Genomic DNA, 24,526 nt, shown 5'->3' with positions numbered 1-24,526 from the left:
CGGTGTGCGCATGGGCCGCTGCGGTGAGCGTGCGGGTGACCGACGCGCCTGGTCCCTCTGCCGCTGGGGACCTCGTCCGCGAAGCGCCGTATCCGATGACCAGCTGGTGGGCGCCCTGGTTCCCCTGCTATGATGCGGATCACAACTCAAGCCTTCTCGGTGCGGACTCCGATCCGCCGGGGAGGCTTTTTTCGTGCCTGAGTCCAGCCCCGGCCCGGCACTGGTGGACCCGCTTCGAAGCTACCCACCTGCCAGGTACACGCCTGCCGGGCCACCTGAATCGTCACGACCCACCCGTTACACCTTCCGACCTGCAAGAGGAGATCCGTTTTCATGAGCTCGCAGACGAATACCGCGGCAGCCACGTATACACCTACTTGGCAACTCGGTGACCTGACCGTCAACCGTGTCGGTTTCGGCGCGATGCGCCTCACCGGTACAGCGCCCTTCGACCGCGGCGTGCCACGCGATCGCGAGCGGTCCATCGCCGTGCTCCGGCAGGCGGTCGAGCTCGGTGTCAACCACATCGACACCGCCGCGTTCTACTTCTCGGCGACGCGCTCCGCCAACGAGCTGATCAACCGCGCCCTGGCGCCGTACCCGGACGATCTGGTCATCACCACCAAGGTCTGGCCCGGCCGTGATGCCTCGGGCGCATGGTGGTGGGCCACCCCGGCGCAGTTGCGCGCCCAGGTCGAGGAGAACCTGCGCCAACTCGGTCGCGATCACCTGGATGTGGTGAACCTGCGCGTGCCGCCGAGTCGGCGGACCGGTTCGATCGGCGAGCACTTCGGCGCGTTGGCCGAACTCCGCGAAGCCGGGCTGATCCGCCACCTCGGCATCTCCAACGTCACGTCCGAGCAACTGGCCGAGGCCATGGCCATAGCCCCGGTTGTCTGCGTGCAGAACCCTTACGGGATAGGTGCGTCGAGCGAGGACCAGGCCCTCCTGCGGCACTGCGGTGAACTCGGCCTCGCTTTCGTCCCGTTCTTCGCCATCTCCGGTTCCGGGCGAGAGGTGGGTCCGGCTGCCCGTGACAGCGAGGAGGTGTGTGCCGTCGCCCGCGAGCACGGTGTGTCCGTCGCGCAGGTACGGCTGGCCTGGACCTTGCAGCAGGGGCCGCATGTGCTGGCGATCCCCGGCACCGGTGATCCGGACCACCTCGCGCAGAACGTGGCGGCCGGCAGGCTGCGGTTGTCGGAGGAGGAGATGGCACGCCTCACCTCGCTGGAACCGGCTGTGCGTAGTGGTCCGTCACCGGTCGGAACCGGTTCCACCGAACACCGCTCGGACTGAGGGGCCCGCCTGCCCCCGGCCGTTTGCCGGTTGCCAATGCCTCCTTCCGCATCCGGAACATGAGGAAGATGTTGCAGTCCACGCCGAGTACCACCAGGGACACAAATCCGTACAGCGGCACGGTGGTCGGCGCCACTTCGAGCAGCAGACCCGTCGATGGAGAGACACCGCTGCAGCTGACGGCGCCTGCCGTCCGTGACGCCGTCGCTGCGCGCTCAGGCGTAACCGTCCCCCTGGCAGAGATCTCTGACCGAATCGGCCTCGTGGCCGATTGTGGAACTCCGGTTGAGGGACGGCGTACTCGATGTCAGTGCTCTGCGATAGACACTCCGGCAGTAGCGTGAACGCGACATCGGAAGAGGCACCCCCCATGACAGACAGCGCAATCTCAGAAACCACACTGGGAGAAAACATGACGGATCCGGCGCGCGGGCTGACCGGCCGCATCGGCGTCGTCGGTGGTATCGAGTCGCTGCTCCTCGACGACCGCCGCCTTTGGTTCGGCTTCGATTTCACCTCCGACCAGGTGCTCTCCCCCCTGATCGGCGACGCAGAGGCCATGGCGCGGTACGCCGCACGGCACATGCGGCAGCGCACAGGTGCCCACGACGAGTCCTACTGGGCCCAGCTCGTCCAGGCCGCCGTGGAGAACTCAGATCTGGTGCGGTATGACGAGCAACGCACCTTCACCACGCAATCACTGGAAACAGGGGATGCCGGCCCCGCACAGGGACACCTGCTCTACCTCCTCGACGCGGCGACGGAGGACCCTGCTGACGGCGATCCCGCCCACACCGGAACCGGATCCCAGGAGCCGGTCACGCAGTCCGGCCTCCGGCCCGACAAGGCGACCCCCGATGACGAGGACGGGGAGTTGAGGGCGGCACTGGCCCGGACCACGGTCGGCAACTGGTCGCTGCTGTTCGCACCGTACGCCCGCAGCGCACAAACCACCTGACCCCGGCTCGGACCGCCGTTGGGACGGTCTGCGGACTCCGTAGAGGCAGTTTCGGCGCGCTCGACGCCCCCGTCGACCGTCCGGCGCGAACCCGGCGCGGGGCGGTCCTGCCTCTCAGCGGGCCGATGGCTGGACGGAACGGCCGCCCGGTACGCACCGTATGCCATGCCGGAGCACCCTGAACGCGGGGCCGGCTGCCACCTACCGGCATGCCAAGCCAGCGACTCCGGTCCGGCTCTCACGGTTCGACGCAGTCGACAGCCTGCATCATGCCGAGGTCCTCGTGGTGCGGTTGGTCGCAGTGGGCGATGGCACGACCGGTGAAGTCCTCGTACTTGACCAGGAAGGTGACGGAGTCTTCGGATACCATGTCGCGCCATGCGTTCTGCGGCATCTCGGCTCCGGGCGCATCCATGGCGCGGCGGAATCCTGACAGATCACTCGCAGCTACCCTCACCCGTATGACGACCGATTGGACAGCGGAAGACCAGCGCATGGCCCGGGGGCGGCGCACTGACCAGCTCAGCTGTCCACCCGCGAGGCAGGTCACCTCCCCACCGCCATTGTCCGAAGCGGAGATTTGCGAAGCGGAGGCGGCGCTTGGCATCACGTTCCCGGATCAGTACCGAGAGTATTTGCTCCGGCAGAGCGCCGGCGACGCGGTGAACCAACTATGCCGATCCGCGGCAGGCTGGGGCTGGCGTGGGGACTCGAGCACCAACTACGACCTGCTCACTACCGACTTCCCGCATCCCGACTCCTACCGCACTTACGAGGACGAACTGGACGCGCGCGAGCCGTTGCCACAGAACTTTCCGGACCACAACGCCTACCAAGCGGCATGGGAGCAGTGGGACGCCGAGTACGGAGTGTTTCAGGAACGCAAGACGTCCGGCGCTGTGTTCATCCAGGACAACGGCTGTGGCTTCTCGACCCTGCTCGTTGTCACCGGTCCGCACCGGGGCTCGCTGTGGTTCGACGGCCGGGCCACCTGCGACCAGATCCTTCCTCTGAACCTGGGCGGTCAGCCCGTGTCGTTCACGGACTGGCTCGCTCGCAGATCCATGGATCTGGTCGGCTGGTGAACGCTGCGGGGCCGACACCGGACGGAGCCGGTGCGGAGACGAGCGTCAGTCAGCCCGCGGGACGAAGGGCACCGGCCCCGATGCTCGCTCCTACGAAGACACCCCCGGCCGTCGGTACATCGCGGCCCTCCGCAACGACGCGAACCGGGCCGCTGGGAGGGAGTGGCAGAGCGCCCGGTCAGTACCGTGGAGAGGGCGGTATTCGGGGAGATCGCCGCGCCGCGTCCAGCAGCGTTGGCCGGGGCCCTCCCGCACTCGCTGCTCCGGCCGTCGGCCCGGTCGGTCGCGGACGGTCAGAACCTGCGGTGCACGGAAACGGCGTACTCCTCATCGGTGTAAGGATCTCGGGACCAGGTCGCGTATCTGGCTTCAAGGGTCAGTCCCGCCGCACGACAGTGAGCGTCGTAGTCGTCCAGCGTGTATCCGCGGTCCAGAGAGAACCCCGAAACGAGACGGCCGCGTGGGCGGACGTGGCCTGCCACCCCGGCCACCAGGGCCGGTTCCGTTCCCGGCGGGGTGAACAGGGGGACATTGCCCGCCATCACCACGACATCGAACGACAGCCCCAGATCAAGGCCGACCAGGTCGTGCTGGTGCCAGGAGATCTCCGGCGCCAGCCGCCGGGCGGTCGCGATCATCGACTCGTCGACGTCCACGCCGACCACGGCGATCCCGTAGCGGGCCAACTCGATGGCAACCCGGCCGGTGCCGCAGCCCGCATCGAGGACGGTGGCGGCCTCGAAGGAGCGGACCAGCGCGGCTTCGCCATGAACATCTCCGCCCTCTGCGGCGATGTGGTCGAACCGGGCCTGGTACTCATCACCGTTCCACGTCATGCGATCACCGTGGCACACCCGCCGCTCCGACCGCAGCCCGACATCCGAAGTCTGGCTGCTCCGCAGCGCATGCAGCACCGGTTCGGCCGGGCCAGGTGGGATGCCGGCACCCTGCGCGATGACGTGCGTGAGTACGTGTTGGAGCAGCTGCGCGACGAGGACGTGGTGCCGGCGGTCGACAAGAGCGGAAAGTGTCGTCTTCTCCCAGGGCGCGGCCGTTCGCCCTGACACGAAGGCCCTACCGCGTCACGGCGGGGGAATTCCAAAGCGCTGCGGGCGCACACGAATCGGACCGTCGGCCTTCGGTGGTCCGATTCGGTGGCCGGGTTCCGTGCGGTCAATGAGTGACGAAAGTGATCCGGCCCGGTGCCGGGGGAATGGCGGGGTTGTCGGCCGTCGTGGTCTTGAGTCCGTCGATCAGCGCTTCCAGTTCCGTGATGTCGCCCCCTTCTCGCGTGGTGATCTCGCCGAAGGAGGTGAAGCCATTGCCGCCGTTCGCCAGGAACTCGTTCAGGGCCACCTTGTACGTGGCGTCCCGGTCCACCGGCTGTCCGTTGACCCGCACGGTGTCCGCGAGGAGACGGTTTGCGCCGGTACGGCTCATGTCGACGGAGTAGTTGAGCTCCCGGGAGAGCTGGGAAGCGGGGGCTGTCCGCGTTCACGCCGGTGAACTGCTCCCGGAGCGCGGTAATGAGCTGTGCACCAGTCACCGGCAGGACATAGACCGGGCCTTCGAAGGGCTGGACCCGGTAGGCGTCCGCGTACGTGACGGCACCCCCGTCGTGGAAGGCGAGGTCGGCACGCATACTGCCGGGGTTCATGAGGGCGAGGCCGGCTCCATGGACCTTGCCCGCGGCGACCTGTGCGTCGGTGATAAAGCTGCCCAGCGGTGTCTCGGGCGGGGGTGAGCCACGGCCCGGCATGTCTACCGAGATGTGGCCGACGACCCGATTTGCCCGGTCAACTGCCGGCGGCGTCTGCCGGGCGATGTCCTTGATCCGGCCGCCGAGCCCGGCGCCGGGGGCACCGTCGTCGCGGCCCGCGCCGGCCTGACCGGGGACCGCCTCGCCCTCCCGTGCCTCAGCACCGCTCTTCTGACCTCGGCGTTGCTACTGACCCCCGCCCTGTCCGCCGAAGCCGTGGCGCCTGCCGCGTGCAAGGGGTCTTCGTGCACAGGGAAGAACCCTCAGAGCGAGGGGTGCGGCTCCGGGGCCAAGGTCATCGACCGGGTTCGGCCGGCGGGTGGCGGGCCGGAGGTGCAGTTGCGCAACTCGGCCCGGTGCAGTGCTGCCTGGGCGCGGATCGAAAAGGCGAACAGCTCCTGGCGGTTCAAGATTCAGATCCGGGGTGGTGCGTCGTACACGGCGAACGCCTCCCCCTCCTATGCCGCTTACACGCAGATGGTGGGGTCGAGCAACGCCTACCGTGCGTGCGTGGAGATCTATGACGGTCAAGGGGGCAGCTGGTCCTGTACCGGCTGGCACTGACCCGTAAGCCTCCTCCCCCGGCTTCGTGGCACCCCCATCACCCGCATCGCGGAAGTCTCCGGACCTCGGGGATGTCGTTGAGTGCGCAGCCGCGCCGGTGCGTTCGTTCACGAAGCCAGGATGACGAGACGGTCCTGCCGACCGGCGCACTGCCTTGTCGCACGGTGCCGGTCGGCAGGCCACGCATCCTCTCGCCACAACTCTTTCGGGCGGGCCGAGGAGCAGAGCTCACGCCTCCTCGTCGCGTCAGAGGTCGGGGTTCAGTACCGGGCTCTGCCGGCCCAGGATCATGTCCGTGCGCGAACGCAATGCCGCATCCACCATCTCCGGCTGCGGGAACACCCAGTAGCGTCCTTCGGCGATCTGCTCGAAGCATCGTCGTGCATGCTCCAGCGCCGTGATCCCGGCGGAGTCGGCCCGTGCCTGGAGCTGCGCGTTGAACGCGGCAACCTCCGGCTGGGCTGCCCGGCCGGGAGCGTCGACCCTGAAGATCTCGCTCTGGACGGAGTCCGGGAAGACGACCGATACCTGGATGTCCGACTGCTTCATCTGCAACTCGTATGCGAGCGACTCGGTCAGTGCCAGCGTGCCGAACTTCGTCACGCTGTAGGGCGCCATCAGCGGGCTCGGCAAGAACCCGCCGACGGACGACACGTTCACGACCCACGCCTTCCCACCCTCGGCGAGCATCCGCGGCACGAAGGCCCGGATGCCGTCGACGTAGCCGCCGATATTGATCCGCAGCGCGGCGTCCCACCGCTCGGCGGGGATCTCCCAGGAGTAGCCCATGGTCATGATCCCTGCATTGTTGAGCAACAGATCGACCGTGCCGAAGCGCTCGTACGCCTGCTCTGCGAGTGCCTCCACGGATGCCGGGTCGGCGACGTCGGTGACGACGCCCTCGACCTCGGCGCCGTCGGCGGCAAGTCCCTGCACCACGGCGGCCAGCCGGTCCTCGGCGATGTCGGCGAGGACCAGCTTCATTCCGAGGGAGGCGGCATGCTCGGCAAAGCCGGCGCCGATGCTCGCGGAGGCCCGGGTGATGACGGCTACCTCGCCTTGGAAGATGTCCTGTGAGGTGGTCATGAAAGGTCCTGTCCTGCGCAGAACCGAGGGCCGCGAACCTGCCGGAGCGCACACCCGTGAAAGTGCCGCGACGCCCGGAGCCGCGGCAGCCCCGCGCGAGTCCGGGGCGAGGCCGCGCCGGGGCGGCGGCCCTCAGGACGCATGTTCTGCACGGCCGCGAGTTCCTCGGTGTCCAGATCCCAGGTGATCGCCGCGGCGTTGGCAGCGACCTGCCGGGGTGTGGTGGCGCCGGCGATGACGGAGGCGACGCCGTCCTGTGCCAGGAGCCAGCCGAATGCGAGCTCGATGATGCTCCGCCCGTGTTCGCCCGCGAGCCGTGTCAGCTGTTCGACCTTGCGGTAGTTCTCCTCGGTCGCCACCTCGGCGAAGTACGGGATGAGCGCGAAGCCCGATCCTTCGGGGTAGGGCTTCCCTGCGGCGTACTTGCCTGTGAGCAGGCCGGAGGCGAGCGGGAGTAGGGCACGACGCCCATGCCCGCCGTCCTGGCCGCCGGAACGACACCGCGCCGCGTGAGAGCAGGTTCCACTCGGCCTGCACCCCGGTGAAGCGGGCGAGCCCGAGCTTCTCGGCAGCCCGGCGGGAGCCGTTGATGGTCCGGGTCGACGTTGGAGGTGGCCACGCGCAGCACCTTGCCGGCGCGCACCAGCTCGTCGAGTGTCTCCACAACCTCCTCGACCGGCGCCTCGGGGACCGGGTAGTGCTGGTAGTAGACGTCGATCCGGTCGGTGCCCAGGCGGCGCAGGCTCAACTCGCACGCCTCGCGGATGCGCGCCGCGAGAACGCCCGGCGTGTAGGCCTCGTCGTGGGGCCGCGGAAGGTACTTGGTGGCGATGACGGTCTCGTCGCGGTGCCCCGCGAGGGCGGCGCCGAGGTACTCCTCGGACTTGCCGTCGCCGTACATCTCAGCGGTGTCGAAGTGGGTGACACCCGCGTCCAGGGCGGCGGCTACCACCGCTCGGCTCGCTTCGGCGTCCAGCTTCATCCCGAAGTTGTTGCACCCCAGGCCCAGCACCGACAGCTTCGGGCCTCCGTCGCCGAACTCTGGAGGCCGTGCGCACCGCCTCCGACCCGCTCGAGGCCCTCGCCCGGCTCCGTAGCGAGGACCAGCGCAGCATGAACTGCGTACGTCTGGTCTCCTGGCTGTCGCTGAGCAACCGGACCACCCCTTCCTCGTTCCAGGAACGCTCGTCGGCGCTCGACGCCGTGGTGTCGCTGGGGGCGCGGGACACCACGGAAGTACGTGAGGCCTTTGCCATCGCCATCGCGCAGCTGCTGGGCTGGGAGCTGTTCGGGGCCTTCGCCCTCCGCGCTGCCGGCATCGACGGTGACCCGGCCCACCACCGCGAAGCGGTCCACCGAATCACCGACAACTACATGCGCTCTGCCATGGAGCGCCCCGACGACCGCTCCTGAAACGCCATACCCGCGAAGTCAGCGCTTTGGACGTACTCCAATGCTTTGACGAACTCCGGGTCACCGAGGCGAAGTTCCATCTCCTGAGGGCACGGCTCCGCAGCCGTCGGCCCCGCCCCGTCGGGCACTGCCTAGCGGCGACGTGCCGCAATCACCACTGAACTGTCCGGTGTCGTGAGTACCTCAGTGGCATCCAGGTCCGGATGACTCAGGTAGAACACGCGGAGCCCGTCGACCTCGCCCTCGAAACGAGGCGGCCAGTGGGGCGAGGGGGTGAAGTCGTCCAGGATGAGAATGCCGCCCGGAGCCAGCAGATCGACAACCCCCTGGGGGTCGTCGCGCTTGCCTCCGCCGTCGCAGAAGAAGACGTCGAAGGGGGCATGTTGCTTCAGCAGCCGCCAGTCCCCGGTGAGAACGCTGACGCGCTCGTCATCCGCGAACACACCGGCTGCCCGACGGGCCAGGTCCTCGTCGCGCTCCACCGTGACCAGGCGTGCGCCGTCGCCGAGGCCACTGTGCAGCCAGGCGGTGCCCACCCCCGAGCCGGTGCCGCTCTCCGCGATCGTCCCATGGGGTTTCGTGGCAGCGGTCAGCCTCAGCAGCCTTCCCACCTCAGGGACACAGCTCTTCTTGAACCCCGCCTCGGAGGCGTGACGCTCCGCCGCCACCACACGATCAGGAACAGCACGTTCAGCCATGGATGCACCTTTTCTTCGTCGTGGTCATGACCCTATTCGGGAGCAGAGGTCAGCGCACCGGCTTCCGGCCGACCTTTGGCTCGGGAAGCGCTGCGGGTCGCTCGGCCATCATGACGATCAAGACCTTCTCCCTCGGCGGAGACCTGACCGTCGACCGGTTCGGCTTCGGCGGGCAACACCAGATCAACACCGAGGCCCCGGGCGGTCCCGCCCGTCGCGACGGTGCAGAACCAGCACATCGGTGAGATCGCGCCGCTCGCGGAGTGCGAGGATGCGGGTATCGCGTACGTGCCGTGCATTCCGCTCGGCGGTGGCGGAATCCCACGCGACGCCGAACGGCTCGGCAAGGTCGCGAGGCGCCTGGGCGCGACCACGGCGAGGAGCAGATCGTCATCGCTGCCGGTGACGTCGCGGTCGGTGTCTGTGTCGGCGACATTGGACACCGGTTCTCGACCGGGCTGCGGTTCCCTGGACAACGCGCTTGCACGGGCTTCCGCCGGACGTCTAGCCTCATGTCCATCGGCGTGTAGCTCAGCAGCAGAGCACCGGGCTATGGACCCGGAGGGCGCAGGGGCGGAACCTGCCACGTCGGCCTATGAACGAAGACGCTGAACAGCAGCATTCTGCAGAGTCCAGGAATCCTGTGGCCTATCCCGAGGCCATGCAGGCCCAGGCTTTTCTGACCTGGCTGACCCATGGTGAAGCCGCTACCCGGACCCGTGCGGCGGATCGCGTCGAACGATGGCAGTCCGTGCTCTCGGGTATGGCCGACGGCCGCCTGACCATCGGCTCACGCGCCCCCGTGGCGGGACTGCCCGCCTGGGTGACCCCGGAAGTCGTACGCGGCGGGTACGTCACCTCCGCGGCAGGAGCCGAGGGCCCGCTCCAGCCGTACGAACGCGAGGCCGCGTCCCTGGCGGGGGTACCCGCCGATCGTCGGGCGCTGTTCGCGTACTGCCTCACCGAACCGGGTCTCGCCCGGCTGTACACGCTGCTCGACAGCGGACGTTACGAGATCCTCGTGCCCGAGGAGGCCGCGCTGCTTGTCGTGGCGTGGCTGGCGCGGGCCGGGGACGTGGCCGGTGCACTGGATCTCGTCGAGATCCTGGAGCCGTGGGCCGACCGGCTGCGCTTCCTGCCACGGCCGTCCGACCTACCTGCGCCCGACGTCCGGGCGGTCCACCGGCGCACGGTCGGCGACGTCGGCGCGTCCCTGTCCGCCCGACGACTCAACACCGCGGTGGAGACCCAGCGCGAGGCCCTCACCGTCTGGCTGCCCTTCGGCGACGAACTGCTCACCCATTGGCTGGAGACAGCAGGGACCGGCCGCGTGATGGACCACACGCCCGACGACGCGTGGCAGGAGCGCGGCGAGTTGCTCCTGCGCCGCTACCGCGACCTCGCGGCGGCCCACACACGGTGCACCAAGCACCGTGACCCGAAGGAGAACCTCGGCATCCTGCGCGCCGCCCTGGAGGAAACCGTCGAGGGCCGGCCGCTGGACGCGCGTCGGCTCGGGTTGCTGCGGCACTCGGTGGAGTCGATGGTCCGACGGCGCGGTCGTCCGGGCTCCGGGCAGCACGGCGAGTTGCGTGCCCGTCAGGCGGCGCAGGCTGCCCGTCCCTCGCACCACGCACTGGCCCAACTCGTTCTGCGCCGGCTCTCCGGACTCCCGCAGCAGACCGGTGCGTCCGATGTGGCACCACTGATCTCGGACGTCTCGCCCCGCGAGGCCGCCGAGACCGGGTTGCCGGCGGGGACGGTGGTCCCCGTAACGGTGCGACGTGTCGTGGAGGCGGCTCTGAGTGCCCCTGTCGGCACGCTTGTGGAACGTGGCGTGGTGCCCTCGGCCGAGGTCCTGGCCGAGTTGGTGCCGCAACTGGTCGCCGCAACCGGTTCGCAGGCGTATCAGAACCAGTCGCTGCGCACCCTGATGGCCGCGAACTACCGGGCGTTCCGCAACCGCCGCTCACTGCTGCTGCTCGACCTCGCCCGGCAGGTGCGGACGGAGGAGCTGCCCTGGGTGGGCGCAGTGGCCGGATACCGCGCCGCCGACCAGGAGCAGGAGGAGGTGGCACACACCGCGTTGCGTCAACTCGGCGAGCTGGCCGTGCAGGCCTTCCCCGGCACGCTCCTGCCCAACCCGCTGGTCCGGGAGCTCGGTGTGCTCGCTCGACAGGCCGATACCGGCGCTCCGTTCGTCGAGGAGCTGGCCTCGGACATCTTCATGGGCACCTTCACACCGAAGTTCCTTGCTGCGGCACGCGTCGCCGCCGAGTTGCTCGACGGCACTCTGTACGAGCGTTACTACGACATCGACTACGCGGCGGTCCGCAACCTCGCGATCATCGAGGCGAGCGACTCGCTGCGCCGTACCCGTCGGGCTCACACCTCGCCCGGCTTCGCGACGCTGTGCGCGGCGCGGGCCGGTGAGCCGGACGCCCGGACCTGGTCCGTAGCGGCCAACGGCAAGGTCATCGAACAGGCCCAGATCCTCACCACACACAATCTGGCCACCCTGGTCGGCCGGGTAGGCATCAGGCCCGAACCTGGATGGGCGGACCTGGCCCGGCGCTGCTTCACCACCGTGTGCCAGGCGACCGCCCGGACACAGGGCAATCCGAGGCCATTGTCGATGATCAAGGACGCGGCGTACGCATGGCGTCAGATGGTGTTCCACCTGTCGCTCTGCGGTCCTGCGGAACAGGCGCAGACGATCGCCTGCCTGGACGAGGAGACGGTCCGCCATCCAGCCCATGTCGCGGCCCGGCTCGCTCCGGCACTGACCGGCCTGCGCCAGGCCGCTGCCGGCGGCTCACCGGAAGCGGGCGAGGGACGCCGCCTCCTCGGCTGGACCACGGAGGCCCACTGGCTGGCCCGATGAGAAGCGGGACGGCGACGCCGCACAGGGGCCACCATCACGGGGCGGGCCGGGCAGGCAGGCCGCCGATCCGGTCGATCGGCAGTCGCCAACGTAGGGTGACGATGTGGACCGGCCGGAGGACCAGATGCGGGCTGTCCTGTGAATCTTCGTGGCAAACCGCTCACCTATGCTGAGGCGGCCGCTGTCGGCCTTTTCACCCCTCGAGGAACGACCAGTTGACTCCGCATTCCCTCGCGTTCTACGTCGATGTGATCACATCCGGAACGGTGCTCGGTGCCAAGCCGACGGACAGTCCCGACCGGGTGACCGCGATCCTGGGTTCCGACTTTGCCGAGAACTCCTTCGACGACCAGAGCATGTGGCGCGACTACGGATTGGTCGAGTTCTTCTGGGGTCGGGAATCGCGCGACCACCCGTGGGTGGGACACCACTTCACCCTGCAGGTGCATCGGCTCTCGTCCTGCTCGGGCGCCGGCATGGTCAACCGGACGATTCGCGAGCGGTACGGCCGCTTCGACCGTCATCTCCGGTTCGACAAGCTGGAGCGGCTGCTGGCCAAGCGCGGCGTACGTATGGAGGACGTCCCGGATTCCAACGCTCCGGCCTACACCCTGCACTGGCAACCTGTCTCTCAGGTGTCCGTCATGGCGTTCCGGGCTCATGAGAGGGGCAACCGTCTGCGTGGCGGCCAACGTATCGGCGACGTGCATGCCGTCGCTTCGTCCATGAGTGCCGAGCAGGTGGCCTGGTACAAATCCGTGGCCGGTCGTCGCACACCGTGACGGCGATGGCCGCGAGGGCACAGCAGTTGCTCTCCACCACCGGGCCTCACGCCGGCGGCGGAACGATCGCGAGGATGCGGCAATCGCCCGTGGTCGCGAGACGGGCCTCCTGTTCAGGTCCGGATCCGCGACAGCCTGGTCGATGACGCTCTGTACCGCGGTGAGCATCCCCACATCGATGCCATGACCGGTGGCAGTGTGGATGACGCTGCACCATGTCCCCTCGACGAACCGGGCTCGCCCGGAGACCTCGACCGGTCGTGCTGCGCTGAGCGATTTCAGCGGGGCCGAGTGCGCCCGCGCGGCCTGCCACGCAGGCCCGTTCGCATGGGTCGCCCCGGTGAGCGCACCCGCCTTGCACACCAGGGCCGCCAGACAGTGGGCCAGTCACAGTCGCGGCTGGACCACGGGTCCTGCTTCGGGCAGAAGAGCCGACGTGCACCGGCATCAGGATCCGGCGGTGGACACGTGGCGAACCAACTCGGTGGACAGGCGCCGCATGACCGTACGGTTGGCGCGCCGCATCGTGGCCCGGACGACGGGCGCCAGCAGGCGATCGGTGAGCGGCGCACGCGCCCAGGCGTACATGAACGACACGTGGCTTCCGCCGGTCCGCAGCGGCTCGACGGTATAGGTGCCGTGGGCCAGGCGTCGGCCGGCCGCGCTGACGTTCCGTTCGACGATGCGCCGCGGCGGGTCGGCCTCGACGACCTCGATGGTGACGTCGGTCTTCGTGCCGCCCAGCGCGGCTGTGACCGTGGCGCACGAACCGATGCCGCGCCCGGGACCGCTGTAACTCCATGCGGTCAGGTAGTGGTTGGTGAATCGCTCGTGGTGAGCCATGACATCGAGAAAGTCATAGACCTGCTCGGGCGTCTGCGGTACCTCGATCGACACGGTGACAGACTTCATGTACCACACGGTACGCAGCGCATGTACCAATTGGTACACTCACGACGTGGTGAATACGGGCGGCTCGCACCCTGAGGGCAAGGCCGCGCCCGGCATGGACGGAGACCGGCGCTCTCAGCTGGTGAACGCGGCCGTCGACCACGTCGCGGCATACGGCTTCGTGGACCTCAGCCTGCGCGTCCTGGGCGCCGCGATCGGCGTCAGCCACCGCATGCTGATCCATTATTTCGGCTCCAAGGAGCAGCTGCTCGTCGAGATCGTCCGGACGTCGGAGCAGCGCCAGCGTGATCTGCTGTCCCGGCTCCGTCCGGAACCCGGTCTCTCGCCCTCCGATGTCGCGAGGCTCCTCTGGCGGCAGCTGACAGATCCTCGACTGGCTGATCAGGAGCGTCTCTTCTTCGAAATCTGCGGGCAGGCGCTACGGGGCCGCCCCGAGGCCGCCCCGGTCCTCGACGGGCTCGTGAACGACTGGCTGGAGCCGCTCATGGCGGCAGAGGTCGCCGCAGGTGCGGACCCCGCCGTGGCCCGGAACCGCGCCAGACTGGGACTCGCCACCGTACGCGGGCTGCTGCTCGACCTGCTCGCCACCGGCGACCGCGCCGGCGTCGACGCGGCAATGGAGGAGTTCCTCCAGTTGTACTACGGCTCGAAGTGACGGCGCCGGTCAGGCCGAGTTCGGGTGGCAGCGCCATTCCCGCCTCGTCATCGGGTGACTTGTTCATGCGGTTGCATGTGCGTGGTGGAGGGCGTCCAGGACGGCCAGTTCGCCCTCGGAAAGGCGCAGCGAGCCTGCCGCCACGTTCTGGGCGAGGTGGTCGAGGTCGCCGGTGCCGGAATGGCCAGGACGTGCGGGCCGCGGTGCAGTGTCCACGCCAGCCGGACCCGGGCCGTGCTCACTCCGCGGACGCGGGCGATGGCGTGCACCTCACTGCTGTCGTCGGCAGGCGCGCCGGCCGTGCGTCCGCTGTCGGCGATCGAAGGAGTTCGCGTTGTCCCTGCGAACAAGGCCGCCGCGCAGATCCGTGACCACCTGGCCGATCCCCCGGCCGTCCCCGATGACGCGCTCGGCGCGACGCAGAAGGACTGGTCTTCCTGAGGTGTCCGTGCGATCGTGCCACCCGTTCCTCGACCGACGGACATCGGAGCACACATGCGTCGCCTCCTCACCGCCGCCGCCGCAACCGCCGCCTTGACCACGGCCCTGCTGGCCGGCCCCGGGACCATCACCCCGGCCCACGCGGACTCCGCGCCCGTCCCCGTCGTCCTCATCCACGGCCGCAACGCGGACTCCGGCGTATGGGACCGACTCAAGGCCTACCTCGTCCAGAACGGAGTCCCACAGAACGAGATCTTCACCTGGGACTACGACACCTCGCTGTCGACCAACGAGGTCCTGGCCGGGGAGCTCGCCGACTACGTGAACTCCATCGGTGCGGCCAAGGTGAACATCGTCGCTCACAGCCTGGGCAGCCTGCCGAGCCGCTGGTACATCAAGTACGGCGGCGGCAGCCAGAAGGTCGCCAAGTGGATTTCCCTCGCAGGCCCCAACAACGGCACCACCCTCGGGTACCTCTGCGCCCTGTGGGATCAAGGCTGCAAGGACATGACACCCAACTCATGGGTCATCAGCCACCTCAACCAGGACACCGCCACCCCGGGACCCACCCGCTACACGACTCTCTGGTCCCCCGACGACGAGCAGATCATCCCGGCCACCAGCACCAGACTGAGCGGCGCCACCAACATTGAGGTCGACGGGCTCAAGCACAACGACTTCCTGTCGAGCACGGTGGTCTTCAAGCAGATCGATGAGATCCTGACCCGCTGAGAGGCCGCTGCGGCTCCGCGCGCCGCCGGGAGCCGCTTGTGCTTCTCGATGATGTCGGCAGGGCTTCGTGGACGACGGCGGACGCCATCGCGCGAGATGCGCCGCCTTCGGCGTGGAGCACCTACGGCCGGTACTCAGGTGTCGCGCATACCGACCACGCAGGTGCCCTGACGTCCGCACCTCCTTCAACGGCACGATGTGGTCGATGCCGGTGCCAGAGGCGGAATCTACGATCCGGCGACCACCGGGGCGCCCGACAGTTCCACGCCCGCCTGCCGGAGCTCTTCGCATGCCTGCCTGATGGTGCCGTGGTTGACGCCGGCGGTCAGGTCCAGCAGGACACGAGTGGTGAAGCCTGCCGCGGCCGCGTCCAGGGCGGTGGCCTTCACACAGTGGTCGGTGGCGACACCCACCACATCCACCGCGGTGACGCCCCGCTCCCGAAGCCACGACGCGGTCCCTGTGCCTCCCTCGTCGGCACCCTCGAAGCCGCTGTAGGCAGCCGCGTAGGCGCCCTTGTAGAAGACCGCATCGACCGCGCCGGCTTCCACCGCGGGGATGAAGTCGGGATGGAAGTCAGAACCTTGGGTACCGGCCACGCAGTGCACCGGCCACGAGGTCTTGAAGTCGGGGGTGTCCGAGAAGTGGTCACCGGGATCGATGTGGTGGTCCCTCGTCGCCACCACATGCGTGTAGCCGGCCTCAGCTGCCCGCTGAACCAGGTCACACACCTTCACAGCGATCTCGGCGCCGCCGGCCACGGCGACACTGCCGCCCTCGCAGAAATCGTTCTGCACGTCTACCACGATCAGCGCATGTCCCATGGCGCTGCCTCCCGTTCCGCTCTCAGTGGGTGCACAGGGAAGAAAATCTGATGCCAGGTCACTCCAGCGATCGGTGACATTCGCACCAATGCGCACCTTACATTTTTCTTCATGGCCTTCCGGGGATCGACCTGCACGCCCGCGGGTCAGAGTGGTGGGGAAACCGGGCGCCCCCCGGCCGGCGGGGCTACGCCGATCGCCTACCTCGGAAGCACGGGCTGGGACACCTCCGCGAGCCAGGACGTCAGCAGGCGGTTGATCTCCTCAGGCCGTTCTTGCTGGAGCCAGTGGCCACAGCCGTCCAGGACGTGCGAGGAAACCAGCGCGGGAAGTGTGGCCGGGTAGGCGTTGATCGCGTCGGCCATCCAGGTCGTGGACGCGTCCAGGGCACCCCCGATGAACAGCGACGGCTGAGTGAGGGGGGAGCCGTTGAATTCGGCGAGGTCCTCCCAGTCGCGGTCCATGTTCCGGTAGCGGTTGAGGGCTCCGGTCATGCCGGTGCGCTCGAATTCTCCGGTGCAGTGGTCGAGGTCGGCTTCGGTGAGCCAGGAAGGCAGTTGACCTTTGGGGAATCGGTCGCGCAGCGTTCCACCGGTGCTGACGAAGTGCGGGTCGGGCTCGCCCTGCGCCGGCATGGTGTCGGCCGAGAGAGCCGCGTAGAAGCCGGAGAGCCAGCCCCGGACGTCGGGCTCGATCTCGGCCTCGGCGCGGCCCGGCTGCTGGAAGTACGAAACGTAGAACTCCTGGCCCCCGCCGTCCCCGCCCATCTGCGCAAAGACGTCGCTGGGGCGCGGTCCGCCGGGCGGGGTGTAGGGAACGCTCAGCAGGCCCACCGCGCGGAAGACCTCGGGGTGGAGCAGGGCAGAGGCAGCCGCGATGTTGGCGCCCCAGTCGTGTCCGATGATCACCGCCGTCTCCTCGCCCAGGGCCTGCACCAGGGCGAGGTTGTCCTCCACGAGGGCGCGCATCCGGTATTCCTGCGGTGCCGACGGCTTGGAGGACCGGCCGTAGCCCCGCACGTCGAAGGCGACTGCCCGGTATCCCGCCGCCGCGAGGGTCGGGAGCTGGTGGCGCCAGGAGTACCAGGACTCGGGGAAACCGTGGACGAGCAGGACCAGCGGCCCGGCTCCTTGCTCGACCAGGTGCAGCCGTCCGGCGGGTGCGTCGATGGTGCGGTGGCGCAGGTCTGCGGACTGTGCGGGCTGGTGCATGGCTTCTCCTCGGATTCCCTGGCTGGCCGCGGTACGCATCGATCATGCGTTGCGGCGGCCGGGGAGGCGACCAGCCTTGGCATTTTGGCAAACTGGCAGGACAGAGGCAGTGCGAGTGGATCTACAGAGGGGGAACGAGGCGAGATGACGGACGAGGGCATTGCCGATGCGCTGGCCGCCATGGGGCCCCGTCTGCGGGCCGTGCGCGAGCGGCACGGAAAATCGCTCACCGACGTCAGCCGGTCAGCCGGCATCTCCCTCAGCACGCTGTCACGGGTCGAGAACGGCCGACGCAAGCCGAACCTCGAGTTGCTGCTGCGCCTGGCCGAGGCATACGGCGCTTCCCTGGACGAGTTGGCCAGAACCACGCCCACAGGTGTCGAGGCACCGCACACCCCTCCTCCGGCCCACCCTCCGGTGGACGAAAAGACGGTGCTGCCTCTCACCCACTACGTCGGAGGCGTGCACGCCCACAAGCATGTCCTGCCCGCGACCGACGCCCCGCCGCCACGGCCACGCCAGGTGTCGCACGACGGGTACGAATGGCTCTGCGTGCTTTCCGGACGGCTCTGGCTGGCGCTCGGTGAGCACGACCTCGTCCTCACCGCCGGGGAAATCGCCGAGTTCGACACCCGTACCCCTCACGGAGTCGCCAACGCAAGCCCTGGCCGACCGGTCGAATACCTGGTCATGTTCGGGCCGCAGGGCGAACGCCTGCGCCACCGCGTCCGACCCACGGCCAACTGAGGCACCCTCACCATCCGGGCCGACTCGTGAAGGCCAGGATCAGCCCTCGCCGTCAGGCAGGTGGAAGTGGACGGTCCCCGACCGCCAGGGTCGGTGTGGCCGTCCATCGTGTACGCGGCGGCCGGATCAGGAGGCCTGCGCCGCGACCCCTGCAAAAGCCGTCACCGGGCGGCCAGTTCGTCGAGCGAGGGCATGCCCTCATCGGCCGCGGGACGCGCGAGATGCAGTGCGGTGTGGAATGGCCCGCCGATTCCTTGCCCGGCGTTGCGATACCCCCGTCCGTGAGGTCCTGGGGTGTCGCCGGCCAGGGTGCGGATCTGGATGCACTCGGGATGCGCCGGCAGAAGCGGGGCAAGGGCGGTTCGAACCCCGCCTAACAAGCACTTTATGTAATCGATCGAATACGCTTTGTGTCGTGCTGATGCGGACGGACCTTCGCGGCCCCCGGCCCGTGCTGTGGCGGCTGGTGCCGGTCATGGTGCTGGCCGGGCTGCTGCATCTGCTCGGTTGTGCCCATGGTGCGCAGGCTGCCGGTGCGCCGCGGGCCGATTCGCTGCCGGTCGTCACTGCCGTCCCCTTCTCACACCTGCGCCCTTCCGCGGCAGGCGTCTCGGCACTGTGCGATCACGGGATCACCGTGGAATGCGCGGCGGACGAACCTGCGGCCGTCGGTCCCCGGACGGATCCGCTCCTGCTCCCTGCGCTCGGCGGTGAGCCCCTCGGGGCCGACGCCGTCCGGGCATCACCGGTGCGAAGCCGAGCTCCGTGCTGCGGCAACTGCGGTGAGGGGCATGCGGAGCACGGTCGTACGCGTGCCGTGCTGGGGGTGTGGCGGACCTGAGCGGACCGTGCCGTCGGCCGCTACCCGCAAGGGCGTGCGACGGCGGCGTCGCGTCCCTCGACAGTTCCGTCCTCTCGAACATCCCGACTCGCCCCACCCTGCTCTGCTCTGCTCTGCTCCGAGCAGGAACGGTGACGGTCGGCAGGAGACCTGTGCGATGAACTCCATTCTCATGCCCTCTTCCGCCCCTGCCCCGGCGCAGCTGCTGAGCGGTGCCAGCCGCCGGGCCCATTGCCCGGCCTCCTTGGTCGGTGACACACCGGTGCTGTGGATCGGTGATCCCTTCGCAGAGGCGGGGCGCGGTTTCTGGGCCAAGCTCGAAGGCCACAATCCCGGCGGGATCAAGGACCGCACCGCTCTGTTCATGGTGGAACGCGCCCGGGAGCGGGGTGATCTGCTGCCCGGGGCGCGGATCGTGGAATCCACCTCCGGCACGCTGGGCCTGGGCCTGGCCCTGGCCGGGATCGTCCACGGGCACCCGGTCACCGTGGTCACCGACCCCGGGATGGAACCTCTGGTGTCGGGTCTGCTCACCGCCTACGGTGCCGATGTGCAGACCGTCGCGGAGCCTCATCCGGTCGGGGGCTGGCAGCAGGCCCGCCGTGACCGTGTCGGCGAACTCCTGTCGGGGCACCCGGGCGCATGGTGCCCGGACCAGTACCACAACCCCGACAATGTGTCCGCCTACGCGGGCCTGGCCCGGGAGCTGGTCGCCCAGCTCGGGCGGATCGACGCCCTGGTGGTCAGCGTGGGCACCGGGGGCCATTCCGCCGGGGTGGCCTCGGTACTACGCGGCTACTTCCCCACGTTGAAGGTGGTGGGTGTCGACACCTGCGGCTCCACCATCTTCGGGCAGAAGGCCACGCCACGGCTGATGCGGGGACTGGGCAGCAGCATCCACCCGCGCAACGTCGACCACGCCCTGTTCGACGAGGTGCACTGGGTCGCGGCCGGTGAGGCGGTGTGGGCGGCACGGGCGCTGGCCCGCGCCCGTTACGCCACCGGCGGGTGGAGCGTGGGAGCCGTTGCCCTGGTCGCCCGGCATCTCGCCGCGACCCTCCCGGCCGAGGCGCGGATCGCGGCCGTGTTCCCCGACGGTCCGCACCGCTACGCCGGCACCGTGTTCGACGACGCCTGGTGCCGGGAACACCGGCTGCTGGGCCGCGAACCAGCCGCCGTCCCCGACGAGATCGCCCACCCCGGGGAGAGGAGCGTCACCCGGTGGACGAAGTGCGAAACCGTCCTGGCCCCCGCCACGGCCGACGCGGGACGGTCCACCGGTGGCACGCGCCTGGCGGGAGCAGCCCTGTGAAGGCATTGCGGACCTCCACCCGGAGCTTTCCTCCGGCGGTGCGGCTGTTGATGGCCAACCAGTTCGCCATCAACCTCGCCTTCTACATGCTCATGCCCTACCTCGCCGCTCATCTCGCCGGTGAGCTCGGTCTGGCCGCGTGGGCGGTCGGCCTGGTCCTGGGCGTGCGCAACTTCTCCCAGCAGGGCATGTTCCTCCTCGGCGGCACGATCGCCGACCGCTACGGCTACAAGGCGCCGATCATGGCCGGATGTCTGCTGCGGACCGTGGGATTCGCCCTGCTGGGCATCGTGGACAGCCTGCCCGTCCTGGTCCTCGCCTCGGCGGCCACCGGATTCGCCGGTGCCCTGTTCAACCCGGCGGTGCGCGCCTACCTGGCCGCCGGGGCCGGGGAGCGGCGGGTGGAGGCGTTCGCAACGTTCAACGTCTACTACCAGGCCGGCATGCTGATCGGGCCGCTGGTCGGGCTGTCGCTGCTCGCTGCCGACTTCCGTCTGGTGTGCCTGGTGGCAGCGGGCATTTTCGCCGCCCTGACCGTCCTGCAGGGCCGAGCGCTGCCCGCCCGCGGGACCGCCGGACGGGAGGCAGAAGGGCGGAACAACGTGGCGGCGCAGTGGCGCACGGTGGTGACCAATCGGCCGTTCGTGCTGTTCTCCCTCGCGATGATCGGCTCGTATGTGCTGACCTTCCAGATCTATCTCGCGCTGCCGCTGGCCGCAGGGGAAGCGTTCGGCCCGGCGGGCACGAAGGCCACCAGCCTGCTGTTCGTACTCTCCGCGGCGGTGGCCGTGGCCGGGCAGTTGCGGCTGACCGGCTGGGCGGAGGCACGCTTCAGCGGCGACCGCGCCCTCATGCGCGGACTGGCCCTGATGGGCCTGGCGTTCGTACCGCTCGCCCTGGTCGCATTGAGCGGCAGGGCCGCACCGGCCGTTGCAGCGCCGGCCGCGCTGGCCATCGCCGTAATCGCTCTTTCGGCCAGCAGCGCGATCGTCTACCCCTTCGAGATGGACACCGTCGTAGCCCTCTCCGGGAACCGACTCATCGCCACCCACTACGGTCTCTACAACACCGTCTCCGGGCTCGGCATCACCCTGGGCAACCTGGCCATCGGCGCCCTGTGGGACTACGCCGCGCAGCACCACGCGCTGTGGCTGGTGTGGGCCGCCCTGGCCCTGACCGGGACCGCCTGCGCCGGGGCGGTGTTCGCGCTGTCCCGCACCGGGCGGCTGCACGCACCGCAGCAGCTGCAACAGCCCGTGATCGCCTGACCGTTCCCGTTCCGGTGGCAGCCGAGCGACCGGACGGCCGAACGGCCAGAATGCCCAGGTGCCCGGGTGCCGATCGTGACGGTCGCGCTCCTCGGCCTGGGCCTGTTGGTGGTCGGCCTCCGCTTCTCCCCGCCCTCACACCCACATCGACAGGGCGGGGAGAGAAGACCGGGGCGAACACTGTCGGCTCGGCCGGCTCTCCCTTTCCCATGCCACCACGGCGCCCCGGTCTCCCCACCACGGCGGCGGCCAGGAGTTGCATGGCCGGCCAAGGCAGGATGCGCCCCGGGAGGAAAGGACCGGGTGCGACCGGACAGGCAAAGGTCAAGCGAGCGCGAGAAAGAGTTTCTCCATCTCGTCCTGCGTCATGGGCGGGGTGTCGGAGTCGCCGGTGAGGCATTGACGCATTCCGCTGGCCACGATCTTGAAGCCGGCCCGGTCCAGAGCCTTGGAGACGGCGGCGAGCTGGGTGACGACGTCCTTGCAGTCCCGGCCGGACTCCACCATCGCGATCACGGCGCCCAGCTGCCCCTGCGCCCGCCTGAGACGGTTCAGGACCGGCTTCATCGATTCTTCGTCCACCTGCACGGAACTCTCCTTCACTCCCCCTGCCAAGAATACCCCAAGGGGTATAAATCACTTCGATGCCACGCTCGGCGAGGCGTATCAGGATCGGGACGGCCAGGACCGGACCGCCGCCAATGCCGCGGCTGACACCGATGAGCGGCGAGGCCTCGACGGCGAGGTGGTCACGGCGCGCTCCGCAGCTCGGCGATCACCGTGTTGATATCGATGCGGGGTCCGCGGTTGTAAGGCAGCTTGGAGAGCAGGACGCCCATGGCGCAGGAGTTGCTGAGCGCCGCGTAGGTCAGGCCCGCGCCGACCGCCGTACCGATGAGGTGTACACCCGGAACCAGGATGCCGATGAGACCGGTGGCGAGCACGATCGACCCGGCAACGAGGCGGACCTGGCGCTCCATGTCCCAGCGCTCGGTGCCCCGCTTCACAGGCGCGTCGGCCGCCTCCCAGGCATTCATGCCGCCGTCCAGTACGCGGAGGTTCGGAAGACCGACCCCCGCGAGCGCCTGTTCGGCCTGGGATGCGCGAGCTCCGGAGCGGCAGACGAGCACGATGTCCTCGTCCAGGTGGGACCGCAGTTCCGCGCAGTGCTCGCGCAGGGTGTGAAGCGGCACGTTGCAGGAGCCGGGGATGTGAGCGGTGCGGAACTCGGCCGGGGTCCGCACGTCGAGCAGGCGTGGGGCGCTTCCTTCGTCGGTGAGCTTGCGCAGTACGGCAGGGGTGATGGACCGAACGGTGTGCTTGGCACTCATGCATGACTCCAAGGCGAGGCATACCCATGGGGGTATAAGTGGGGTTGTGAAGGGCCCTGTCGTGCCCCCGATGGGGGGCGGTCAGGTGGAGACTCGGGGCCGTCGCGGACGAGGCGGTGCGACCCCGTCCAGCGAAGGACGCGGCCCGCAGTGGGCAGCACGGCTCCCGGCCCACCGAGGGCCGGCACTCTGTGGCGGGCGGGCCGTGCGGCTGCTGCCGATCGGCGGTTCGTGGGTGATCAGGCGCGGGTGGATTCCATGGCGAGGGCCCAGGCGGCGTAGCCACCGAGGATGTCGGAGACGTCCTCGGCACCGCGGTGGCGCAGCAGGCTGGCCGCGATGGAGGAACGGTGGCCGCCCGCGCAGTGCAGGACGATCGGCCGGTCCGTGGGGAGTTCGTCCGCCCGCGCGGGGAGTTCACTCAGCGGGATGTGCAGCGCCTCGGGAATGAAGCCGTTGGCCTCGCGCTCGCCGCAGGTGCGGACGTCCACGACGACGGGCGGATTGCTGCCTGCGAGGGCTGCCTTCAGGTGCGCCGCAGTGAGGCGGCTGGCGATGGCGACCTCGTCCTCCATGTCCTTGAGGGCATCCTCGGGGTTGCGCAGGTAGCCCACCACCCGGTCGAAGCCTATGCGGGCGAGACGCGTGACGACCTCCTCCTCACGGTTCTGCGGGGCCATGACGATCAGCTCGTCGGCCGGGTCGAGGACGGTGCCGGCCTGCTCGGCGAACCTGCCATCGGCGGGTACGTTCACCGCACCACGCAGGTGCCCGGCGGCGAACTCCTGCGGGTCACGGGCGTCGACGACGACCGCCTCGCCAGCACGCAGCTCGGCGAACTCGGCGAGCGCCAGCGGCCGGGCCGCAACCGTCGCGTCATAGCGGACGCGATCCTTGCGGTTCAGCTCCGCGTCGTAGGCGAAGTAGCCGGGTGCGGCGGACTGACCGGCGGTGACGAGCGCGACGAACTCCTCACGACTCATCGGCGTGCAGGCGTAGTTGGTGGCCCGCTGTTCACCGATGGTCGACTGCTTCTCGGTGGACAGGTTCTTGCCGCAGGCGGATCCGGCGCCATGCGCGGGGAAGACGCGGACCTCATCGGGCAGGCCCATGAGCCTGTGCTGGACACTGCCGTGGAGCATCGCGCCGAGCTCCTCGGCCGTCACGCCCACCGAGGCGAGCAGGTCGGGGCGGCCGACGTCGCCGATGAACAGGGCGTCCCCGGTGAGCACGCCGTACGGCACGGTGTCATCGGCGTGCCCGTACACGAGGACACTGATCGATTCCGGCGTGTGCCCCGGGGTCTCCATGACCTCCAGGACGACGTCGCCGAGCGCGATGCGCTCGCCGTCCGCGAGCTTGCGGATGGGGTACTCGGTCTCGGCGCGGCGGCCGTACCCGATCCAGGCACCGGTCTCATCGGCCATCTCCAGGTGGCCGGCGACAAAGTCGGCGTGGAAGTGGGTGTTGATCACACCGACGACTGTGAAGCCGTGGGCCCGGGCGTCGGCCAGGTACTCCGAGACGTCCCGGCGCGGGTCGACGACCACCGCCCGCCCGGTCTTCTCGTCGGCGATCATGTACGACGCCTGGGAGAGGCAGTCGAGGTAGTACTGGCTGAAGAACACAGCAGATCCTTTCCTGAGGAACGCACACCCACAGTGGGTGCGAAGGACTGGGTACGGGGCGGTTGTGCGCCCAATGGGTTGAGGCAAGGAGCGACCGGG

At 69.1% G+C, this 24,526-nt stretch carries 26 protein-coding genes, 1 tRNA gene and 3 pseudogenes; 15 read left to right on the top strand and 15 right to left on the bottom strand.

The features are described from left to right. Positions 1-333: 333 nt before the first annotated feature. Both OHA19_RS38470 and OHA19_RS38465 read left to right on the top strand, forming a co-directional pair. Positions 334-1,296: an oxidoreductase gene (locus OHA19_RS38470; protein ID WP_405708106.1), complete on the top strand. Its 963-nt coding sequence runs from the start codon at positions 334-336 to the stop codon at positions 1,294-1,296. A 412-nt stretch (positions 1,297-1,708) separates the two neighbouring features. After that, positions 1,709-2,254 carry a hypothetical protein gene (locus tag OHA19_RS38465; protein WP_405708109.1) on the top strand — a complete coding sequence of 182 codons (546 nt, stop codon included), beginning with the start codon at positions 1,709-1,711 and terminating at the stop codon, positions 2,252-2,254. Positions 2,255-2,492: 238 nt separating this feature from the next. Here the strand turns inward: OHA19_RS38465 and OHA19_RS38460 are convergent, their stop codons facing one another. Next, a complete protein-coding gene (locus tag OHA19_RS38460) occupies positions 2,493-2,669 on the bottom strand; it encodes a hypothetical protein (protein WP_405708111.1) in 177 nt (58 codons plus the stop codon). A 46-nt stretch (positions 2,670-2,715) separates the two neighbouring features. Between OHA19_RS38460 and OHA19_RS38455 the strand changes: the two genes are divergently transcribed. Further along, positions 2,716-3,339 carry an SMI1/KNR4 family protein gene (locus OHA19_RS38455; RefSeq protein WP_405708114.1) on the top strand — a complete coding sequence of 208 codons (624 nt, stop codon included), beginning with the start codon at positions 2,716-2,718 and terminating at the stop codon, positions 3,337-3,339. Positions 3,340-3,632: 293 nt separating this feature from the next. Here OHA19_RS38455 and OHA19_RS38450 read toward each other — a convergent pair whose 3' ends face one another. The 3 genes and pseudogenes from OHA19_RS38450 to OHA19_RS38440 form a co-directional block, all read right to left on the bottom strand. Beyond that, positions 3,633-4,175 carry a class I SAM-dependent DNA methyltransferase gene (locus tag OHA19_RS38450; RefSeq protein ID WP_405708117.1) on the bottom strand — a complete coding sequence of 181 codons (543 nt, stop codon included), beginning with the start codon at positions 4,173-4,175 and terminating at the stop codon, positions 3,633-3,635. 337 nt (positions 4,176-4,512) lie between these two features. After that, positions 4,513-4,803 (bottom strand): annotated as a pseudogene (locus OHA19_RS38445) (5'-nucleotidase C-terminal domain-containing protein); the annotation flags it as partial. A gap of 79 nt (positions 4,804-4,882) precedes the next feature. After that, positions 4,883-5,098: pseudogene (locus tag OHA19_RS38440) on the bottom strand (5'-nucleotidase C-terminal domain-containing protein); the annotation flags it as partial. 12 nt (positions 5,099-5,110) lie between these two features. On the opposite strand from OHA19_RS38440, the gene OHA19_RS38435 reads away from it, so the two are divergent. Beyond that, positions 5,111-5,662: a DUF2690 domain-containing protein gene (locus OHA19_RS38435; RefSeq protein WP_405708121.1), complete on the top strand. Its 552-nt coding sequence runs from the start codon at positions 5,111-5,113 to the stop codon at positions 5,660-5,662. 246 nt (positions 5,663-5,908) lie between these two features. Here the strand turns inward: OHA19_RS38435 and OHA19_RS38430 are convergent, their stop codons facing one another. Together OHA19_RS38430 and OHA19_RS38425 are read right to left on the bottom strand one after the other, a co-directional pair. Continuing rightward, entirely contained in the window at positions 5,909-6,748 is an 840-nt protein-coding gene (locus OHA19_RS38430; protein WP_405708123.1) for an SDR family NAD(P)-dependent oxidoreductase, read from the bottom strand. Further along, positions 6,745-7,730, bottom strand: a pseudogene (locus OHA19_RS38425) (aldo/keto reductase). The gene OHA19_RS38430 and the pseudogene OHA19_RS38425 overlap by 4 nt, the downstream one beginning before the upstream one ends. Before the next feature lie 68 nt (positions 7,731-7,798). Here OHA19_RS38425 and OHA19_RS38420 point away from each other — a divergent pair. Beyond that, on the top strand, positions 7,799-8,161 hold the full coding sequence (locus OHA19_RS38420) for a hypothetical protein (protein ID WP_405708126.1): 363 nt from the start codon (positions 7,799-7,801) through the stop codon (positions 8,159-8,161). A gap of 131 nt (positions 8,162-8,292) precedes the next feature. On the opposite strand, the gene OHA19_RS38415 is transcribed toward OHA19_RS38420, so the two are convergent. Next, on the bottom strand, positions 8,293-8,859 hold the full coding sequence (locus tag OHA19_RS38415) for an O-methyltransferase (RefSeq protein ID WP_405708129.1): 567 nt from the start codon (positions 8,857-8,859) through the stop codon (positions 8,293-8,295). 32 nt (positions 8,860-8,891) lie between these two features. Beyond that, a complete protein-coding gene (locus OHA19_RS38410; protein WP_405708132.1) occupies positions 8,892-9,302 on the bottom strand; it encodes a hypothetical protein in 411 nt (136 codons plus the stop codon). Positions 9,303-9,379: 77 nt separating this feature from the next. Between OHA19_RS38410 and OHA19_RS38405 the strand changes: the two genes are divergently transcribed. From OHA19_RS38405 to OHA19_RS38395, 3 genes are all read left to right on the top strand, one after another. Continuing rightward, positions 9,380-9,451: transfer RNA gene (locus OHA19_RS38405), tRNA-His, on the top strand. A gap of 3 nt (positions 9,452-9,454) precedes the next feature. Next, positions 9,455-11,743 carry a hypothetical protein gene (locus tag OHA19_RS38400; RefSeq protein ID WP_405708135.1) on the top strand — a complete coding sequence of 763 codons (2,289 nt, stop codon included), beginning with the start codon at positions 9,455-9,457 and terminating at the stop codon, positions 11,741-11,743. A 215-nt stretch (positions 11,744-11,958) separates the two neighbouring features. After that, positions 11,959-12,525 carry a hypothetical protein gene (locus tag OHA19_RS38395; protein WP_405753152.1) on the top strand — a complete coding sequence of 189 codons (567 nt, stop codon included), beginning with the start codon at positions 11,959-11,961 and terminating at the stop codon, positions 12,523-12,525. Between the two features lie 447 nt (positions 12,526-12,972). Here OHA19_RS38395 and OHA19_RS38390 read toward each other — a convergent pair whose 3' ends face one another. Beyond that, complete coding sequence (locus OHA19_RS38390) at positions 12,973-13,437, bottom strand: SRPBCC family protein (RefSeq protein WP_405708140.1); 465 nt, start codon at positions 13,435-13,437, stop codon at positions 12,973-12,975. Between the two features lie 46 nt (positions 13,438-13,483). Between OHA19_RS38390 and OHA19_RS38385 the strand changes: the two genes are divergently transcribed. Beyond that, positions 13,484-14,092: a TetR/AcrR family transcriptional regulator gene (locus OHA19_RS38385; RefSeq protein WP_405708143.1), complete on the top strand. Its 609-nt coding sequence runs from the start codon at positions 13,484-13,486 to the stop codon at positions 14,090-14,092. Between the two features lie 63 nt (positions 14,093-14,155). Here the strand turns inward: OHA19_RS38385 and OHA19_RS38380 are convergent, their stop codons facing one another. After that, positions 14,156-14,308 carry a hypothetical protein gene (locus OHA19_RS38380; protein ID WP_405753150.1) on the bottom strand — a complete coding sequence of 51 codons (153 nt, stop codon included), beginning with the start codon at positions 14,306-14,308 and terminating at the stop codon, positions 14,156-14,158. A 42-nt stretch (positions 14,309-14,350) separates the two neighbouring features. Here OHA19_RS38380 and OHA19_RS38375 point away from each other — a divergent pair, with 42 nt between their 5' ends. Both OHA19_RS38375 and OHA19_RS38370 read left to right on the top strand, forming a co-directional pair. Beyond that, complete coding sequence (locus OHA19_RS38375) at positions 14,351-14,533, top strand: hypothetical protein (protein ID WP_405753149.1); 183 nt, start codon at positions 14,351-14,353, stop codon at positions 14,531-14,533. A 54-nt stretch (positions 14,534-14,587) separates the two neighbouring features. Beyond that, entirely contained in the window at positions 14,588-15,265 is a 678-nt protein-coding gene (locus OHA19_RS38370; RefSeq protein WP_405708149.1) for an esterase/lipase family protein, read from the top strand. Positions 15,266-15,492: 227 nt separating this feature from the next. Here OHA19_RS38370 and OHA19_RS38365 read toward each other — a convergent pair whose 3' ends face one another. Together OHA19_RS38365 and OHA19_RS38360 are read right to left on the bottom strand one after the other, a co-directional pair. Further along, positions 15,493-16,089, bottom strand: coding sequence for an isochorismatase family protein (locus OHA19_RS38365; RefSeq protein WP_405708152.1), 597 nt, complete (start codon positions 16,087-16,089; stop codon positions 15,493-15,495). Between the two features lie 200 nt (positions 16,090-16,289). Beyond that, positions 16,290-17,300: an alpha/beta fold hydrolase gene (locus OHA19_RS38360; protein WP_405708155.1), complete on the bottom strand. Its 1,011-nt coding sequence runs from the start codon at positions 17,298-17,300 to the stop codon at positions 16,290-16,292. 144 nt (positions 17,301-17,444) lie between these two features. Here OHA19_RS38360 and OHA19_RS38355 point away from each other — a divergent pair, with 144 nt between their 5' ends. The 4 genes from OHA19_RS38355 (at position 17,445) to OHA19_RS38340 (ending at position 21,468) form a co-directional block, all read left to right on the top strand. After that, positions 17,445-18,047, top strand: coding sequence for a helix-turn-helix domain-containing protein (locus OHA19_RS38355; RefSeq protein WP_405708158.1), 603 nt, complete (start codon positions 17,445-17,447; stop codon positions 18,045-18,047). A gap of 415 nt (positions 18,048-18,462) precedes the next feature. Continuing rightward, on the top strand, positions 18,463-18,888 hold the full coding sequence (locus OHA19_RS38350; protein ID WP_405708161.1) for a hypothetical protein: 426 nt from the start codon (positions 18,463-18,465) through the stop codon (positions 18,886-18,888). Between the two features lie 157 nt (positions 18,889-19,045). Then, positions 19,046-20,200, top strand: a complete 1,155-nt coding sequence (locus OHA19_RS38345) for a PLP-dependent cysteine synthase family protein (protein WP_405708164.1) — start codon at positions 19,046-19,048, stop codon at positions 20,198-20,200. Continuing rightward, positions 20,197-21,468 (top strand): MFS transporter, encoded by a 1,272-nt coding sequence (locus tag OHA19_RS38340; RefSeq protein ID WP_405708166.1) that lies wholly within the window; start codon positions 20,197-20,199, stop codon positions 21,466-21,468. The genes OHA19_RS38345 and OHA19_RS38340 overlap by 4 nt, the downstream gene beginning before the upstream one ends. A 324-nt stretch (positions 21,469-21,792) precedes the next feature. Here OHA19_RS38340 and OHA19_RS38335 read toward each other — a convergent pair whose 3' ends face one another. The 3 genes from OHA19_RS38335 to OHA19_RS38325 all read right to left on the bottom strand — a co-directional run bounded on the left by OHA19_RS38335 (position 21,793) and on the right by OHA19_RS38325 (position 24,427). Further along, positions 21,793-22,035: a metal-sensitive transcriptional regulator gene (locus tag OHA19_RS38335; RefSeq protein ID WP_405721166.1), complete on the bottom strand. Its 243-nt coding sequence runs from the start codon at positions 22,033-22,035 to the stop codon at positions 21,793-21,795. Between the two features lie 182 nt (positions 22,036-22,217). Then, on the bottom strand, positions 22,218-22,799 hold the full coding sequence (locus OHA19_RS38330; RefSeq protein WP_405708169.1) for a rhodanese-like domain-containing protein: 582 nt from the start codon (positions 22,797-22,799) through the stop codon (positions 22,218-22,220). A 239-nt stretch (positions 22,800-23,038) separates the two neighbouring features. Beyond that, positions 23,039-24,427, bottom strand: coding sequence for a rhodanese-like domain-containing protein (locus OHA19_RS38325; protein WP_405708172.1), 1,389 nt, complete (start codon positions 24,425-24,427; stop codon positions 23,039-23,041). Between the last annotated feature and the right edge of the window lie 99 nt (positions 24,428-24,526).

The sequence above is a fragment of the Streptomyces sp. NBC_00012 genome (assembly GCF_045040875.1).
GTDB lineage: Bacteria > Actinomycetota > Actinomycetes > Streptomycetales > Streptomycetaceae > Streptomyces.
The sequence above is the reverse complement of the archived record's forward strand: the minus strand, read 5'-3'. Positions and strand labels throughout refer to the sequence as shown.